We start from the raw sequence: 14,824 nt of genomic DNA, 5'->3' as shown, positions 1-14,824 counted from the left end.
CGGGCCTTTTTTATTAAGCCTAATCTTCTTGTCGGCTGCATGACATCCTGCCAGACTAAATGCCCACGCATAAGGAGCCACCATGTTTTTAATCAATGGCCTTGAGCAGGACACGCTGCCTGCCAGCGACAGGGCGATACAGTTCGGTGATGGTTGCTTTACGACGGCGCGCATTCTGGAAGGTGATGTCTGCCTGCTGGAGGCGCACATTCGACGCCTGCAGCATGGCTGTGAAAAGCTCATGATCCCCTTTACGCACTGGGACACGTTGCGACAGGAAATGTGCCAGCTGGCAACCGGGAAGGACTGCGGCGTACTCAAAGTCATCATCAGCCGCGGCAGTGGAGGCCGGGGTTACAGCGCTGCATCGTGCCTCAACCCAACGCGTATCCTCTCCGTTTCTGCTTATCCTGCGCATTATTCTCGCTGGCGAGAAGACGGCGTCACGCTGACGCTGAGCCCAGTACGACTGGGACGAAACCCGATGCTGGCCGGGCTTAAGCATCTCAACCGCCTCGAGCAGGTGCTCATTCGTACTCATCTTGAACAGACGGACGCCGATGAGGCGCTGGTTCTTGACAGCGAAGGGTTCATTACGGAATGCTGTGCGGCTAATTTACTCTGGCGGCAGGGGGAAGAGGTGTTCACTCCGTCGCTGGAACACGCTGGCGTAAATGGGTTAATGCGTCAGTTTTGTCTGCAACAGCTGGCACGCTCTGACTTTCGCGTTGTCGAAGTTAGCGCAGGAGAAGCGGCGCTACAGACCGCCGATGAAGTCATCATCTGCAATGCGCTGATGCCTGTTGTCCCCGTCCGTGCGTATGGCCAACAACGCTGGTCTTCGCGCGAGCTGTTTCAGTTTTTAGCCCCGATATGTGAGCAAACCAGATAGTCATGAAAAAAATGTTGCGCTTTGTCCTTATCCTCATCGTTGCGCTGGGCGTCGCCGGCGGAGCGGGCGTATGGAAAGTTCGCCAGCTGGCGAACAGCAAGATCCTGGTTAAAGAGGAAACGATCTTTACCCTGAAAGCGGGCACCGGCCGTCAGGCGCTTGGGGAACAGCTCTATGGCGACAAGATTATCAATCGTCCACGCGTATTCCAGTGGCTATTGCGCGTGGAACCTGAGCTGTCACACTTCAAAGCCGGTACCTATCGTTTTACGCCGGGAATGACCGTCAGAGAGATGCTGCAGCTGCTGGAAAGCGGTAAAGAAGCCCAGTTCCCACTGCGGTTTGTGGAAGGGATGCGCCTGAGCGATTACCTCAAACAGCTGCGTGACGCGCCGTATATCAAACATACCTTAAAAGACGATAGCTATCAGACGGTGGCAGAAGCGCTGAAGCTTGAACATCCGGAATGGGTGGAAGGCTGGTTCTGGCCAGACACCTGGATGTACACGGCAGGCACGACCGATGTGGCTATCCTGAAGCGGGCGCACAAAAAAATGGTTGCCGCCGTAGATGCCGCCTGGGAAGGGCGGATGGAAGGATTGCCTTACAGCGATCCGAACCAGTTCGTGACTATGGCCTCGATCATCGAGAAAGAGACGGCCGTCGCTGCTGAGCGCGATCGGGTGGCGTCAGTATTTATCAACCGTCTGCGCATCGGCATGCGTCTGCAAACCGACCCTACCGTTATCTACGGCATGGGCGAGAGCTACACGGGCAAAATCTCAAGAAAAGATCTGGAGACGCCAACGGCGTATAATACCTATGTGATTGGCGGTTTACCGCCGGGCCCGATTGCCACGCCGAGCGAGGCGTCGCTTAAAGCCGCCGCGCATCCGGCTAAAACACCGTATCTCTATTTTGTGGCTGATGGAAAAGGAGGGCATACCTTTAACACCAACCTTGCCAGCCACAATCGCTCTGTTCAGGACTATCTGAAGGCACTTAAGGAAAAAAATGCGCAGTAAATACATTGTCATTGAGGGACTCGAAGGGGCGGGTAAAACCACTGCCCGCAACGTGGTGGTGGATACGCTTAAAGCGCTTGGCGTGGCGGACATGGTATTTACCCGCGAGCCGGGCGGCACGCAGCTGGCTGAAAAGCTGCGCAGCCTGGTACTGGATATCAAATCCGTCGGCGACGAAGTTATCACTGACAAGGCCGAAGTGCTGATGTTCTACGCGGCGCGCGTTCAGCTGGTTGAGACGGTGATCAAACCCGCCCTGGCCGAGGGCAAGTGGGTGATCGGCGACCGTCACGATCTGTCGACTCAGGCGTATCAGGGCGGAGGACGCGGTATTGACCAGACCATGCTGGCAACGCTGCGTAATGCTGTACTGGGGGATTTTCGCCCCGACCTGACGCTCTATCTGGATGTGACCCCGGAAGTGGGTCTCAAACGTGCCCGCGCGCGCGGCGAGCTGGACCGCATTGAACAAGAGTCGTTTGATTTCTTTAACCGCACCCGTGCGCGCTATCTTGAACTGGCCGCACAGGACAGCTCAATTTGTACCATCGATGCGACGCAGTCCCTGGACGACGTCACGCGCGACATTCAGCACACCATTACGCAGTGGGTGCAGGAGCAGCAGGCATGAAATGGTATCCATGGTTGCGCCCACACTTTGAACAGCTGATCGGCAGCTATCAGGCGGGTCGGGGGCATCATGCGTTACTGATTCAGGCGTTGCCAGGAATGGGTGATGATGCGTTGATTTATGCCATCACCCGTTTTCTGATGTGTCAGCAGCCGGAAGGGCACAAGAGCTGTGGTAAATGCCGTGGCTGCCAGCTGATGCAGGCGGGCACGCATCCTGACTACTACACCCTTGAGCCTGAGAAGGGTAAAAGCGCGCTCGGTATCGATGCCGTGCGTGAAGTCAGTGAAAAATTGTATGAACACGCGCGACTGGGCGGCGCTAAAGTGGTCTGGCTTAAAGACGCCACGCTGCTTACCGAGGCGGCGGCTAACGCCCTGCTTAAAACCCTGGAAGAGCCGCCGGTTAAAACGTGGTTTTTCCTCTCATGCCGTGACCCGGGACGATTACTGGCGACGTTGCGCAGCCGTTGTCGTCTTCATCACCTGGCGGTGCCCCAGGAATCGTGGGCGCTGAGTTGGCTTGAGCGTGAGGTGACAACGTCACCTGAGAGCGCGCTGACCGCCTTGCGCCTGAGCAGCGGAGCGCCCGCGGCGGCGCTGGCATTACTGCAGCCTGACGTCTGGTCAGAGCGAGAAACGCTCTGCCGGGCCGTAGATGCGTCGCTGAACAGTCACGACTGGCTAAGTTTACTGCCTGCGCTTAACAGCGATCGGGCCGTTGATCGTCTGCACTGGCTGGCCTCCCTACTGCTGGATGCGCTCAAAATCCAGCAGGGGGCTACGCTTCTGACCAACCCGGACGCGTTACCGCTGGTGAATACGCTGGCGAACCGCCTCTCAGGGAAGATTCTTCACGCGATGCTCCATGACATCTGCCAGAGCCGTGAACAGCTTTTAACCGTCACGGGTCTTAATCGCGAGCTTTTACTGACCGACCAGTTACTGCGTATCGAACATTACCTGCAACCCGGCGTCACACCGCCTGTTTTACATCTCTGAGAGAGACATTATGTTTTTAGTCGACTCACACTGCCATCTTGATGGCCTGGATTATCAATCCCTGCATAAAAACGTGGATGACGTGCTGGCAAAAGCCGCTGCCCGCGATGTGAAATTCTGTCTTGCGGTGGCGACGACGCTGCCGGGCTATCGCTCCATGCGTGAGCTGGTGGGCGTTCGCGATAACGTGGTGTTCTCCTGCGGCGTGCACCCGCTGAATCAGGACGAGGCCTACGACGTTGAGGATCTGCGCCGACTGGCAGCAGAAGAGGGCGTGGTAGCGATGGGCGAGACCGGGCTGGACTATTTTTACACGCCGGAAACCAAACCGCGCCAGCAGGAGTCCTTCCGCAACCATATTCGCATTGGCCGGGAACTGAACAAGCCGGTTATCGTCCACACCCGCGATGCGCGCGCGGATACCCTGGCTATCCTCCGGGAAGAAAACGTGACGGATTGCGGTGGCGTACTACACTGTTTCACAGAAGACAGAGAAACGGCGGGGAAGCTGCTTGATTTAGGGTTTTATATCTCGTTTTCGGGGATCGTGACGTTCCGTAACGCTGAGCAGCTGCGTGATGCTGCACGTTATGTTCCGCTCGATCGCATTCTGGTGGAGACAGATTCTCCGTACCTGGCACCGGTACCGCATCGCGGTAAAGAGAACCAGCCCGCTATGACGAGAGATGTGGCTGAGTACATGGCCGTACTGAAGGGCGTCAGCATCGATGAGCTTGCCCGCGTGACGACGGAAAACTTCTCCACGCTGTTCCATATCGACCCCGCCCGCCTGCAATCTGTTTGATACACCTGTTTTTTTTAGGCTCGTAATTAATAAGTAAAGCGAGTAAAGTTCACCGCCTCATTTGGGGCGGTGAGTGTGTATTTAGACACATCCGGACATGCTTTTTGTAAATAACTGAAAGTTTTTCGACCGCCTTAAGCTGAAACGTGATAGCCGTCAAACAAACTCAGAGGGAATTATTTTACTCTGTGTAATAAATAAAGGGCGCTTAGATGTCCTGTCCACGGCACGGTACTCCCCCCGGGCCAATGCGTGAAAGCGTAAAAAAAGCACAAATACTCAGGAGCACTCTCAATTATGTTTAAGAATGCATTTGCTAACCTGCAAAAGGTCGGTAAATCGCTGATGCTGCCAGTATCCGTACTGCCTATCGCAGGTATCCTGCTGGGTGTCGGTTCTGCTAACTTCAGCTGGCTGCCAGCCGTAGTGTCCCACGTGATGGCCGAAGCAGGCGGTTCTGTCTTTGCTAACATGCCACTGATCTTCGCGATCGGTGTGGCTCTGGGCTTCACCAATAACGACGGCGTTTCTGCGCTGGCTGCAGTGGTTGCCTACGGCATCATGGTGAAAACCATGGCTGTGGTTGCGCCGCTGGTTCTGCATTTACCGGCAGAAGAGATCGCCGCGAAACACCTGGCGGACACCGGTGTTCTGGGCGGTATTATCTCCGGTGCGATTGCAGCGTATATGTTTAACCGCTTCTATCGCATCAAGCTGCCTGAGTATCTGGGCTTCTTCGCGGGCAAGCGTTTCGTTCCGATCATCTCTGGTCTGGCAGCGATTTTCACTGGCGTGATCCTGTCCTTCATCTGGCCACCAATCGGCTCTGCTATCCAGACCTTCTCTCAGTGGGCTGCTTACCAGAACCCGGTTGTGGCGTTTGGTATCTACGGCTTCATCGAACGTTGCCTGGTGCCATTCGGTCTACACCACATCTGGAACGTTCCATTCCAGATGCAGATTGGTGAATTCACTAACGCAGCAGGCCAGGTATTCCACGGCGATATCCCACGTTATATGGCGGGCGACCCAACTGCAGGTAAACTGTCTGGTGGCTTCCTGTTCAAAATGTACGGTCTGCCGGCAGCGGCGATTGCTATCTGGCACTCTGCTAAGCCAGAGAACCGTGCAAAAGTGGGCGGTATCATGATCTCCGCAGCGCTGACCTCGTTCCTGACCGGTATCACCGAGCCGATCGAGTTCTCCTTCATGTTCGTTGCGCCGATCCTGTACGTTATCCATGCGATTCTGGCGGGCCTGGCGTTCCCAATCTGTATCCTGCTGGGTATGCGTGACGGTACGTCCTTCTCTCACGGTCTGATTGACTTCATCGTTCTGTCCGGTAACAGCAGCAAACTGTGGCTGTTCCCAATCGTGGGTGCGTGCTATGCGGTTGCTTACTACACCATCTTCCGCGTGCTGATTAAAGCACTGGACCTGAAAACTCCGGGTCGTGAAGATGCGACAGAAGACAGCAAAGCTGGCGCTACCAGCGAAATGGCTCCGGCACTGGTCGCAGCGTTTGGCGGTAAAGAGAACATCACTAACCTGGACGCGTGCATCACTCGTCTGCGTGTGAGCGTTGCCGACGTGGCGAAAGTAGACCAGCCGGGTCTGAAAAAACTGGGCGCAGCGGGCGTAGTTGTTGCAGGTTCTGGTGTACAGGCAATCTTCGGTACCAAATCCGATAACCTGAAAACCGAAATGGATGAGTACATCCGCAGCAACTAAGTTGTGACCTGGGGAGACTAAGGCAGCCGAATGGCTGCCTTTTTTATTTGTGTCTTAAAAAACGCCACTGAGACGCGAGAGCGGTCACTCTTCAGTCAGCTGATGAACATTCAGGAAAGAAATCGAGGGAGGAGGTTGAAAGGACAGGAGAAACTCGCTCATACTCTTGGATTGTGTCACACACCGATCCCGGGAGTGTGTTTACAGCGGACGCATTGCGCCAGATTAAACAAAAAAGGAAAAGGTCATGGCTGAAGAAACGATTTTCAGTAAAATTATCCGCCGCGAAATTCCGTCAGATATCGTCTATCAGGATGAACTGGTGACGGCTTTCCGGGACATTTCCCCTCAGGCTCCGACGCATATCCTTATCATTCCCAATATTCTGATTCCGACTGTAAACGACGTAAAAACCGAGCATGAAGTGGCGTTAGGTCGTATGCTGACGGTGGCTGCCAGAATCGCTGAACAGGAAGGGATTGCAGAAGACGGTTACCGTCTGATCATGAACTGCAACCGTCATGGTGGCCAGGAAGTTTATCATATTCACATGCATCTGCTGGGTGGACGTCCTCTGGGGCCGATGCTGGCACATAAAGGTCTTTGACATGCTGAAAGGGCGTATTGCAGCGCTGGTAATGGCGATGATGATTGTGGGGTGCAGCTCGCGTCCGGCGATCCCCGTGAATGATGAACAGACGCTGGTCATGGAGTCCTCCGTGCTTGCCGCGGGCATCACGGCGCAACAGCCCGCGTTGACCATCAGTGAAATCAACTCATCTGCCTCCTCTACGCTCTTTAATGAAAGACATGAACCGGTGACGGTTCACTACCGTTTTTTCTGGTATGACGTAAGAGGTCTTGAAATGCATCCGCTGGAGGCGCCGCGCAGCGTCACCATTCCGGCCAGGTCGTCGGTAACGCTCTATGGCAGCGCCAACTATCTGGGTGCGCATAAGGTGAGACTTTATCTTTATCTCTGAGGGGTGAACCTTGATTAAAAATTTGAGCCGCTATGCGCTCGTGACAGCTTTCGCTCTGTTTCTTGCAGGGTGTGTGACCCGAACTGAACAGCCTGCGCCTGTGGAAGAGGCTAAACCGGGTACTGAACAGCCGACACCGCCAACGCAGCAGCAGCCAACCGTGCCGTCTGTACCGTCTATTCCGGCGCAGCCAGGCCCGATTGAACATCCGGACCAGACGTCACAGCCCACGCCGCGCGTGCGCCATTACGACTGGAACGGGGCTATGCAGCCGATGGTAGGCAAAATGCTGCAGGCGCAGGGCGTTACGGCGGGCAGCGTATTGCTGGTCGACAGCGTGAACAACCGTACCAACGGTTCGCTGAACGCGGGTGAAGCCACGGAAACCCTGCGTAATGCTCTGGCTAACAACGGCAAGTTTACGCTGGTCTCGGCTCAGCAGCTCGCCGTCGCCAAACAGCAGCTGGGCCTGTCGCCGCAGGATAGCCTCGGTACCCGCAGCAAGGCGATCGGCATTGCACGTAACGTTGGCGCGCAGTATGTGCTTTACTCTAACGCCACCGGTAACGTGAATACCCCAGCCCTGCAGATGCAGCTGATGCTGGTTCAGACAGGCGAAATTATCTGGTCAGGTAAAGGTGCGGTTACGCAACAATGACGGCACGCGTGAAGAGATTCTGACGCGCTATTTTCCTCAGTACCGCCTTATCGCGCCGCAGGCCCATTCCGGGCTTGGCGGCGCGAGTTGCATTATAGAGCAGGGCGAACGACGTCTGGTCTTGCGGCAAAATCACGACCCCGACGCGCCTGCCTCCCATTTCCGTCGTCAGTTTCGTGCCCTGAGACGTCTTCCGGCGGATCTCGTGCCTGCCCCTCGTTTTTTCAGACAGGGCTGGATGGCCGTGGACTATCTGGACGGTGAAGTTAAAAGCGCGCTGCCGGACACGCCGGCGCTCGCGGCAATGCTGTATCATCTGCACCGGCAGCCACGCCTGGGGTGGCGAACGACGTTATTCCCTCTGCTGGAACATTACTGGCAGCAAGCCCTGCCAGACAGACGTACTCCAGTGTGGCTGGCACGTCTTAAGCGGCTGCGTAAAACGGGCGAGCCGCAGCCGATTCGGCTCGCGCCGTTGCATATGGATGTTCATGCCGGGAATATTGTTCATACGCCAGCGGGCATCAGGCTTATCGACTGGGAATATGCGGGAGATGGCGATGTGGCGCTGGAGCTGGCGGCAGTCTGGACGGAAAGTGAAGCCGCGCGGCAGATGCTCATCAGGGAATACGCCCGGGTGGCACATATTGACCCCGATGCGCTGAGGAGTCAGGTCAGGCGCTGGCGGCCCTGGGTCGTCATGTTAATGGCTGGCTGGTTTGAAATGCGCTATCGGCAGTCCAGAGACAAACAATTTATTGCGCTGGCAGACGATGCCTGGCGTCAGTTACAAACTAAAGGATAAGAGAGGTGGATGTGGGTCCAGTCATGTTGGATGTAGAAGGGTTTGAGCTGGATGCGGAGGAGCGTGAAATTCTGGCGCATCCGCTGGTGGGTGGCCTGATCCTGTTTACCCGCAACTATCACGATCCGGCGCAGCTGCGCGAGCTGGTGCGTCAGATCCGCGCCGCGTCGCGTAACCATATGGTGGTGGCAGTCGATCAGGAAGGCGGGCGCGTGCAGCGTTTTCGCGACGGTTTTACCCGTCTCCCGGCAGCCCAGTCATTTGCCGCGCTGCTCGGCACGGAAGAGGGTGGAAAACTGGCGCAGGAGGCCGGCTGGCTGATGGCCAGCGAAATGATTGCCATGGATATCGACATCAGCTTTGCCCCGGTGCTGGATGTAGGGCATATCAGCGCAGCCATTGGCGAGCGCTCATACCATGAAGACCCGCGTATTGCGCTGGCAATGGCCACCCGGTTCATCGACGGCATGCACGACGCAGGCATGAAAACCACCGGGAAACACTTCCCGGGTCACGGGGCGGTGACGGCGGATTCTCACAAAGAGACCCCGCGCGATCCGCGTCCGGAAGCGGAGATTCGCGCCAAAGATATGTCGGTTTTCCAGTCGCTTATCACCGATAACAAGCTGGATGCCATTATGCCCGCGCACGTGATTTACAGCGACGTCGATCCGCGTCCTGCCAGCGGCTCTCCGCACTGGCTGAAAACCGTTCTGCGCCAGGAGCTGGGCTTCAACGGCGTGATTTTCTCTGACGATTTGTCGATGGAAGGGGCCGCGATCATGGGCAGCTACGCTGAACGCGGTCAGGCATCGCTGGATGCGGGTTGCGATATGATCCTGGTCTGCAATAATCGTAAAGGTGCCGTTAGCGTGCTGGATAACCTGTCGCCGATCAATGCAGAGCGTGTTACACAATTGTATCATAAAGGTTCATTTAGCCGTCAGGAGCTGATGGATTCGGCGCGCTGGAAGACGGTCAACGCCCGGCTTGAAGACCTGAATGAGCGCTGGCAGGCACATAAAGCCCGCCTGTAAACCCTCCCGGAAGGCGTAGCGTGGTGAGAAGACGATGATCATCTATTTACACGGTTTTGACTCAAACAGTCCTGGTAATCATGAGAAGGTGCTGCAGCTGCAGTTTATCGATCCGGATGTACGGTTGATCAGCTACAGCACGCGCCATCCGAAGCATGATATGCAGCATCTGCTCAAAGAGGTGGACAAGATGTTGCAGCTCAACGTCGACGATCGCCCGTTGATTTGCGGCGTGGGGCTGGGCGGCTACTGGGCGGAGCGGATTGGCTTCCTGTGCGACATTCGCCAGGTGGTGTTCAATCCTAACCTGTTCCCGAACGAGAACATGGAAGGCAAAATTGACCGTCCGGAAGAGTATGTCGATATTGCGACCAAGTGCGTCAGCAATTTTCGCGAGAAAAACCGCGACCGCTGTCTGGTGATCCTTTCACGTAATGATGAAGCGCTCAACAGCCATCGGGCAGCAGAGCTGCTGCATCATTACTATGAGATCGTCTGGGACGAAGAGCAGACCCACAAGTTCAAAAACATCTCCCCGCATCTGCAGCGTATCAAAGCGTTTAAAACGCTGGGTTAATCAATTTCCCGCATGCATCAAAGCCCGGCCGCGAAAGCGTGCCGGGCTTTATTTTTGACCAGATTTGTCTACTTTTAAGCCATCAAAACTTGATGCATATCAATTTTGGTATGACCAATGCGCCTGACGTGGTATTCTCAATGCACCTGAATGGTTTCAGTGCTGTAACCTGTTGTTAATTAAGGGTTATTTTTATAACTTTTAATTAACAATTGGTTAATAATTTGAGGGGGTCACGTTGACTACGCCATTGAAAAAGATAGTGATTGTAGGCGGTGGTGCTGGCGGGCTGGAGCTGGCTACACAGCTGGGCAAGAAGCTGGGTCGCGGTAAAAAAGCCAAAATTACGCTGGTGGATCGTAACCACAGCCACCTGTGGAAACCGCTACTGCACGAAGTGGCGACCGGTTCTCTGGATGAGGGCGTGGACGCGCTCAGCTATCTGGCGCACGCGCGCAACCATCATTTCCAGTTCCAGCTGGGCTCGGTGGTGGACATCAACCGTGAAAGCAAAACCATCACCCTGGCAGAGCTGCGCGATGAAAAAGGGGAGCTGCTGGTTCCCGAGCGTAAACTGGCGTACGACACGCTGGTCATGGCGCTGGGCAGTACCTCCAACGACTTCAACACGCCGGGCGTTAAAGAGCACTGTATCTTCCTCGATAACCCGCACCAGGCGCGTCGTTTCCATCAGGAAATGCTGAACCTGTTCCTGAAGTACACCAGCAATATGGGTGCGAACGGTAAGGTTAATATCGCTATTGTCGGCGGCGGCGCGACGGGCGTTGAGCTGTCAGCTGAGCTGCACAATGCGGTGAAACAGCTGCACAGCTACGGTTACAAAGGGTTAACTAACGAAGCGCTGAACGTGACGCTGGTTGAAGCCGGTGAACGCATCCTGCCTGCGCTGCCTCCGCGTATTTCCGGTGCGGCGCACAATGAGCTCACCAAACTGGGCGTGCGGGTGCTGACGCAGACCATGGTGACCAGCGCCGACGAAGGCGGCCTGCATACCAAAGACGGCGAGTATATCAAAGCGGATCTGATGGTCTGGGCGGCTGGTATCAAAGCGCCTGACTTTATGAAAGAGATCGGCGGTCTGGAAACCAACCGCATTAACCAGCTGGTAACCGAGCCAACGCTGCAAACCACGCGCGATCCTGAAATCTTTGCCATCGGTGACTGTGCCTCCTGCGCGCGTCCTGAAGGTGGATTCGTGCCGCCGCGCGCGCAGGCCGCTCACCAGATGGCAAGCCTGGTGCTGCACAACATTCTGGCGCAGTACAAAGGCAAGCCAATGAAAGCCTATGTCTACAAAGACCACGGTTCACTGGTGTCATTGTCAAACTTCTCTACCGTCGGCAGCCTGATGGGCAACCTGATGCGCGGCTCAATGATGGTAGAAGGGCGCATTGCCCGCTTCGTGTATATCTCCCTGTACCGCATGCACCAGATTGCGCTGCACGGCTACTTCAAAACCGGGCTGATGATGCTGGTGGGCAGAATCAACCGCGTGATCCGCCCGCGTCTGAAGCTGCACTAATCTTTCACTCCCTCCGGGCCCTCCGGAGGGAGTTTTTAGCATTTCATGCTGTAGATCACAGTTTGACTGCTTAAGAGTTCTCCTAAATACAATATATCTCCTCTCCATGCCCCTTTTTTGATCCTTTATCTTATTGGCGAAGCCGTGTCTCCATTGCAAAATTGTTACTAATAGCAACAAAGGAGGAAGTCCCGTGAATAAATCAATGTTGGCGGGTATAGGGATTGGCGTCGCGGCTGCGTTAGGTGTGGCAGCCGTTGCCAGTCTCAACGTATTAGATCGCGGCCCGCAGTATGCACAGGTGGTTTCTGCTACACCGATTAAAGAAACTGTAAAAACGCCTCGTCAGGAGTGCCGCAACGTCTCAGTGACGCATCGTCGTCCGGTGCAGGATGAAAACCGTATCGCCGGTTCTGTTCTGGGTGCGGTAGCGGGTGGCGTGATTGGTCACCAGTTTGGCGGCGGCCGGGGCAAAGATGTGGCGACCGTGGTCGGCGCGCTGGGTGGCGGCTATGCCGGTAACCAGGTGCAGGGCGCGATGCAGGATAATGATACCTACACCACGACTCAGCAACGCTGCAAAACCGTCTATGACAAGTCGGAAAAAATGCTGGGCTATGACGTGACGTACAAAATTGGCGATCAGCAGGGCAAAATCCGCATGGATAAAGACCCGGGCACGCAAATTCCACTGGATGGAAATGGCCAGCTGGTTCTGAATAACAAAGTGTAAAAAAGATGTTCTCTGAATTTAGCTCCTCATGCGCTCAGGCTGAGGAGCTTTTTTTTGCTTCAGATTTTCAGTAGCTCAGGCCACAGCCGCAGCGTGGTTTCGCTAATATGCTGCAGTTTTTCCAGCGTGGCCCCTTCACGTGCGCTGATCGACATCCCCTGCAAAATACAGCTCAGGTATTGCGCCAGCAGCTGAGGGTTGCATTGCGCGGGGAGTTCACCGCGCTGCTGGCGCTGAGCCAGAAATGCGCTGAGGGTCTCCTCCTGCATGGCATGCCGTGACTTCACCGTATTGGCAATCTCTTTAGAGGACGCCGCAAGGGTGGCAGAGGTGTTAATCATAAAGCAGCCCGCAGGCGTTTCTTTACTGGTGAAACAGGTCGCGACGGCGGTGAAATAGTCCCGAAGCGCCTGTTCAACGCTTTTCTCTTCGCAGAACAGCTGGGCTTCGTGTTTCGCCGCAAAGCGCGAAATGTACCTGTCCAGCACCGCCCTGAACAGCCCCTCTTTATTGGTAAATTCGGCATACAGCGTCGGCGCTTTGGCTCCGGTGGCTTCTACCAGATCGGAAAGCGAGGTTGCTTCATACCCATGTTGCCAGAAGAGAGTCATGGCCTTATCAAGCGCTGCATCCCTGTCAAACACTTTTGGTCGGCCACGGCTTTTCTTCGCACAACTCGTGACATCGGTTGTCATTTGCCGTTGGTCCTCTGTTGGTTTAGTGAATGACCATTATAAAAATAAACGCAACCCGCCACCAGTGCTGAATGCTTAAAAATAAATTAATCATATATGTATGAAAAATAACAATTTTAAAATTAAGTTAACGCTCGTTATAAAATTATGTTGACGCGTGACCTGGATCACATTTATGATTTACCTATCGATCGTTAACTAAATGATTAACGACCTCCAAATTCATCTGCTAAAGGTAAACATCATGAAAAACGTAAAAACTCTCATCGCCGCCGCCGTTCTGAGTTCACTCTCTTTCGCAAGCTTTGCTGCTGTACAAGTGCAGTCCACCCCTGCTGACCAGCATAAAGCCGGGACAATCTCTGCGTCTGCCGGTACCAACCTGGGTTCTCTGGAAGATCAGCTGGCACAAAAAGCGCAAGAAATGGGTGCAAAATCTTACCGCATCACCTCTGTGACCGGTCCAAACACCCTGCACGGCACGGCTGTCATCTACAAATAAGCCGGGCATAAACCCTCATTTATGCCACTGCAATAAAAAACGCCCTGCACATGTGCAGTAATGCCGATCGTTTAAGAACGCTTGAACGATCCTGCCAGTAAGAGACAATCCGGACTCAGCCCCTCTGAGTCCGGATTTTTTTCGTCTGAACACGATATGGACTTCGTTTCGGAAGCTTTCGCGTCCGAACTAGATACCTTTTCCCGCTCTTTGTATGCGTCCAGCGAGAGTCGTCTGGTCATAATCTGATGCATTCGACAACGTGGTGTCTGCCAAATAAGTAGCGGGTATCAAAGTGTCAGATATGCTGAAAAATGTGACTCGCGGCAGGCGAAAAGGCTGCCCTGAGTATTCTCCTGAGTTTAAGCAGCAGCTCTTTGCCGCCTCCTGCGAACCCGGGATACCGGGACGGATTTTATCCTCATATACTGGTGGCAGATAAAATCCCGCTTACGGCAACTGCTGTATATTCTTATCAGTGGCGAACCGGTTTCATATTTATTGCTATTCGCGAGGGAAGAGCGATTTATATCAGGAAAAAGGGCCGAATAACCCTTCAAAGGCGGTTCCTGAATATCTGATGATGCGTTCACAGGAAAAATACGTCGTCCATATTGTTGTTACCGGCTGAATTGTTATATACGGGTCGGGTATTATTCCTGATTTTTTATTTATGGTGTGAATATTTTTGTTTTATTTATCTTTAAACTGAATGATATGTATTTTGTAACATTCTGTGATGTGTTACGGAATAGTATTTTATTCAATGGTCTGTGAGTATATTGTTTTTTAATAAACAGTCATTCTTTATCAGGGATATTTGGCGATGGAAGGACCGTCAGGCATTGTTCAGCAACAGGATACGTTAAACCGTTATTTACTGTATTTTCCACGAGGCAAATCTGTTTTACCGGATGTTCACTCTTTTTCCGGGGAAGAAGAACTCAGTAAGCACTATCGCTACACCATCCGCTTTACCAGCCCGGCATCAAACATTGCCGTCAACGATGTCCTCAATCAGAGGGCGGAATTTATTTTGCGTGCCCCGAATCCGAAAGCTGGCTGGCACAATCAGGAGCCCTGGCTGCCGGTGCGCCAGATTAACGGAGTGATCACGTCGTTTGCCCGTCTGAAGTCCTCTGCCGATGAAGCCCTTTACGAGTGTGTGCTGGAGCATGATCTGGCGCTGCTGGACCGGAATTACCG

Annotated in this window: 17 protein-coding genes; 16 read left to right on the top strand and 1 reads right to left on the bottom strand. The window is 54.2% G+C overall.

What is annotated here, in order from left to right:
• The first annotated feature begins 82 nt into the window (after nt 1–82).
• The 14 genes from pabC (at nt 83) to ACZ6J2_RS08155 (ending at nt 12,421) form a co-directional block, all read left to right on the top strand.
• A complete protein-coding gene (pabC, locus tag ACZ6J2_RS08220; RefSeq protein WP_182383318.1) occupies nt 83–892 on the top strand; it encodes an aminodeoxychorismate lyase in 810 nt (269 codons plus the stop codon).
• A gap of 2 nt (nt 893–894) precedes the next feature.
• Complete coding sequence (gene yceG, locus ACZ6J2_RS08215; RefSeq protein ID WP_471725370.1) at nt 895–1,917, top strand: cell division protein YceG; 1,023 nt, start codon at nt 895–897, stop codon at nt 1,915–1,917.
• On the top strand, nt 1,907–2,548 hold the full coding sequence (gene tmk, locus ACZ6J2_RS08210) for a dTMP kinase (RefSeq protein ID WP_023311155.1): 642 nt from the start codon (nt 1,907–1,909) through the stop codon (nt 2,546–2,548). Before yceG ends, tmk begins: the two co-directional genes overlap by 11 nt.
• Nucleotides 2,545–3,549, top strand: coding sequence for a DNA polymerase III subunit delta' (gene holB, locus ACZ6J2_RS08205; protein WP_471725369.1), 1,005 nt, complete (start codon nt 2,545–2,547; stop codon nt 3,547–3,549). Before tmk ends, holB begins: the two co-directional genes overlap by 4 nt.
• A gap of 10 nt (nt 3,550–3,559) precedes the next feature.
• Nucleotides 3,560–4,354 (top strand): metal-dependent hydrolase, encoded by a 795-nt coding sequence (locus tag ACZ6J2_RS08200; protein ID WP_029739870.1) that lies wholly within the window; start codon nt 3,560–3,562, stop codon nt 4,352–4,354.
• A gap of 297 nt (nt 4,355–4,651) precedes the next feature.
• Nucleotides 4,652–6,085, top strand: coding sequence for a PTS glucose transporter subunit IIBC (ptsG, locus tag ACZ6J2_RS08195; protein ID WP_029739869.1), 1,434 nt, complete (start codon nt 4,652–4,654; stop codon nt 6,083–6,085).
• Between the two features lie 247 nt (nt 6,086–6,332).
• Entirely contained in the window at nt 6,333–6,692 is a 360-nt protein-coding gene (gene hinT, locus ACZ6J2_RS08190; RefSeq protein WP_033145218.1) for a purine nucleoside phosphoramidase, read from the top strand.
• Nucleotide 6,693: 1 nt separating this feature from the next.
• Entirely contained in the window at nt 6,694–7,068 is a 375-nt protein-coding gene (locus tag ACZ6J2_RS08185) for a YcfL family putative periplasmic lipoprotein (RefSeq protein WP_023311159.1), read from the top strand.
• Between the two features lie 13 nt (nt 7,069–7,081).
• Nucleotides 7,082–7,726 carry a penicillin-binding protein activator LpoB gene (gene lpoB, locus ACZ6J2_RS08180; protein WP_103791505.1) on the top strand — a complete coding sequence of 215 codons (645 nt, stop codon included), beginning with the start codon at nt 7,082–7,084 and terminating at the stop codon, nt 7,724–7,726.
• Complete coding sequence (thiK, locus tag ACZ6J2_RS08175) at nt 7,707–8,531, top strand: thiamine kinase (RefSeq protein WP_471725368.1); 825 nt, start codon at nt 7,707–7,709, stop codon at nt 8,529–8,531. Before lpoB ends, thiK begins: the two co-directional genes overlap by 20 nt.
• A gap of 11 nt (nt 8,532–8,542) precedes the next feature.
• Nucleotides 8,543–9,568, top strand: coding sequence for a beta-N-acetylhexosaminidase (gene nagZ / locus ACZ6J2_RS08170; RefSeq protein WP_471725718.1), 1,026 nt, complete (start codon nt 8,543–8,545; stop codon nt 9,566–9,568).
• A gap of 34 nt (nt 9,569–9,602) precedes the next feature.
• Nucleotides 9,603–10,145 (top strand): alpha/beta hydrolase YcfP, encoded by a 543-nt coding sequence (gene ycfP / locus ACZ6J2_RS08165; RefSeq protein ID WP_008500781.1) that lies wholly within the window; start codon nt 9,603–9,605, stop codon nt 10,143–10,145.
• Nucleotides 10,146–10,383: 238 nt separating this feature from the next.
• Nucleotides 10,384–11,688: an NAD(P)/FAD-dependent oxidoreductase gene (locus ACZ6J2_RS08160; RefSeq protein WP_023335290.1), complete on the top strand. Its 1,305-nt coding sequence runs from the start codon at nt 10,384–10,386 to the stop codon at nt 11,686–11,688.
• A gap of 193 nt (nt 11,689–11,881) precedes the next feature.
• Complete coding sequence (locus tag ACZ6J2_RS08155; RefSeq protein ID WP_008500779.1) at nt 11,882–12,421, top strand: glycine zipper 2TM domain-containing protein; 540 nt, start codon at nt 11,882–11,884, stop codon at nt 12,419–12,421.
• A gap of 59 nt (nt 12,422–12,480) precedes the next feature.
• Here ACZ6J2_RS08155 and ACZ6J2_RS08150 read toward each other — a convergent pair whose 3' ends face one another.
• On the bottom strand, nt 12,481–13,116 hold the full coding sequence (locus ACZ6J2_RS08150) for a TetR/AcrR family transcriptional regulator (RefSeq protein ID WP_063408609.1): 636 nt from the start codon (nt 13,114–13,116) through the stop codon (nt 12,481–12,483).
• A 244-nt stretch (nt 13,117–13,360) separates the two neighbouring features.
• On the opposite strand from ACZ6J2_RS08150, the gene bhsA reads away from it, so the two are divergent.
• Together bhsA and ACZ6J2_RS08140 are read left to right on the top strand one after the other, a co-directional pair.
• Complete coding sequence (bhsA, locus tag ACZ6J2_RS08145; protein ID WP_335244581.1) at nt 13,361–13,618, top strand: multiple stress resistance protein BhsA; 258 nt, start codon at nt 13,361–13,363, stop codon at nt 13,616–13,618.
• Nucleotides 13,619–14,444: 826 nt separating this feature from the next.
• A partial coding sequence (locus ACZ6J2_RS08140; RefSeq protein ID WP_471725367.1) for a contractile injection system protein, VgrG/Pvc8 family occupies nt 14,445–14,824 on the top strand: 380 nt, incomplete at its 3' end.

The organism is Enterobacter sp. E14S (assembly GCF_055666685.1).
The sequence above is the reverse complement of the archived record's forward strand: the minus strand, read 5'-3'. Positions and strand labels throughout refer to the sequence as shown.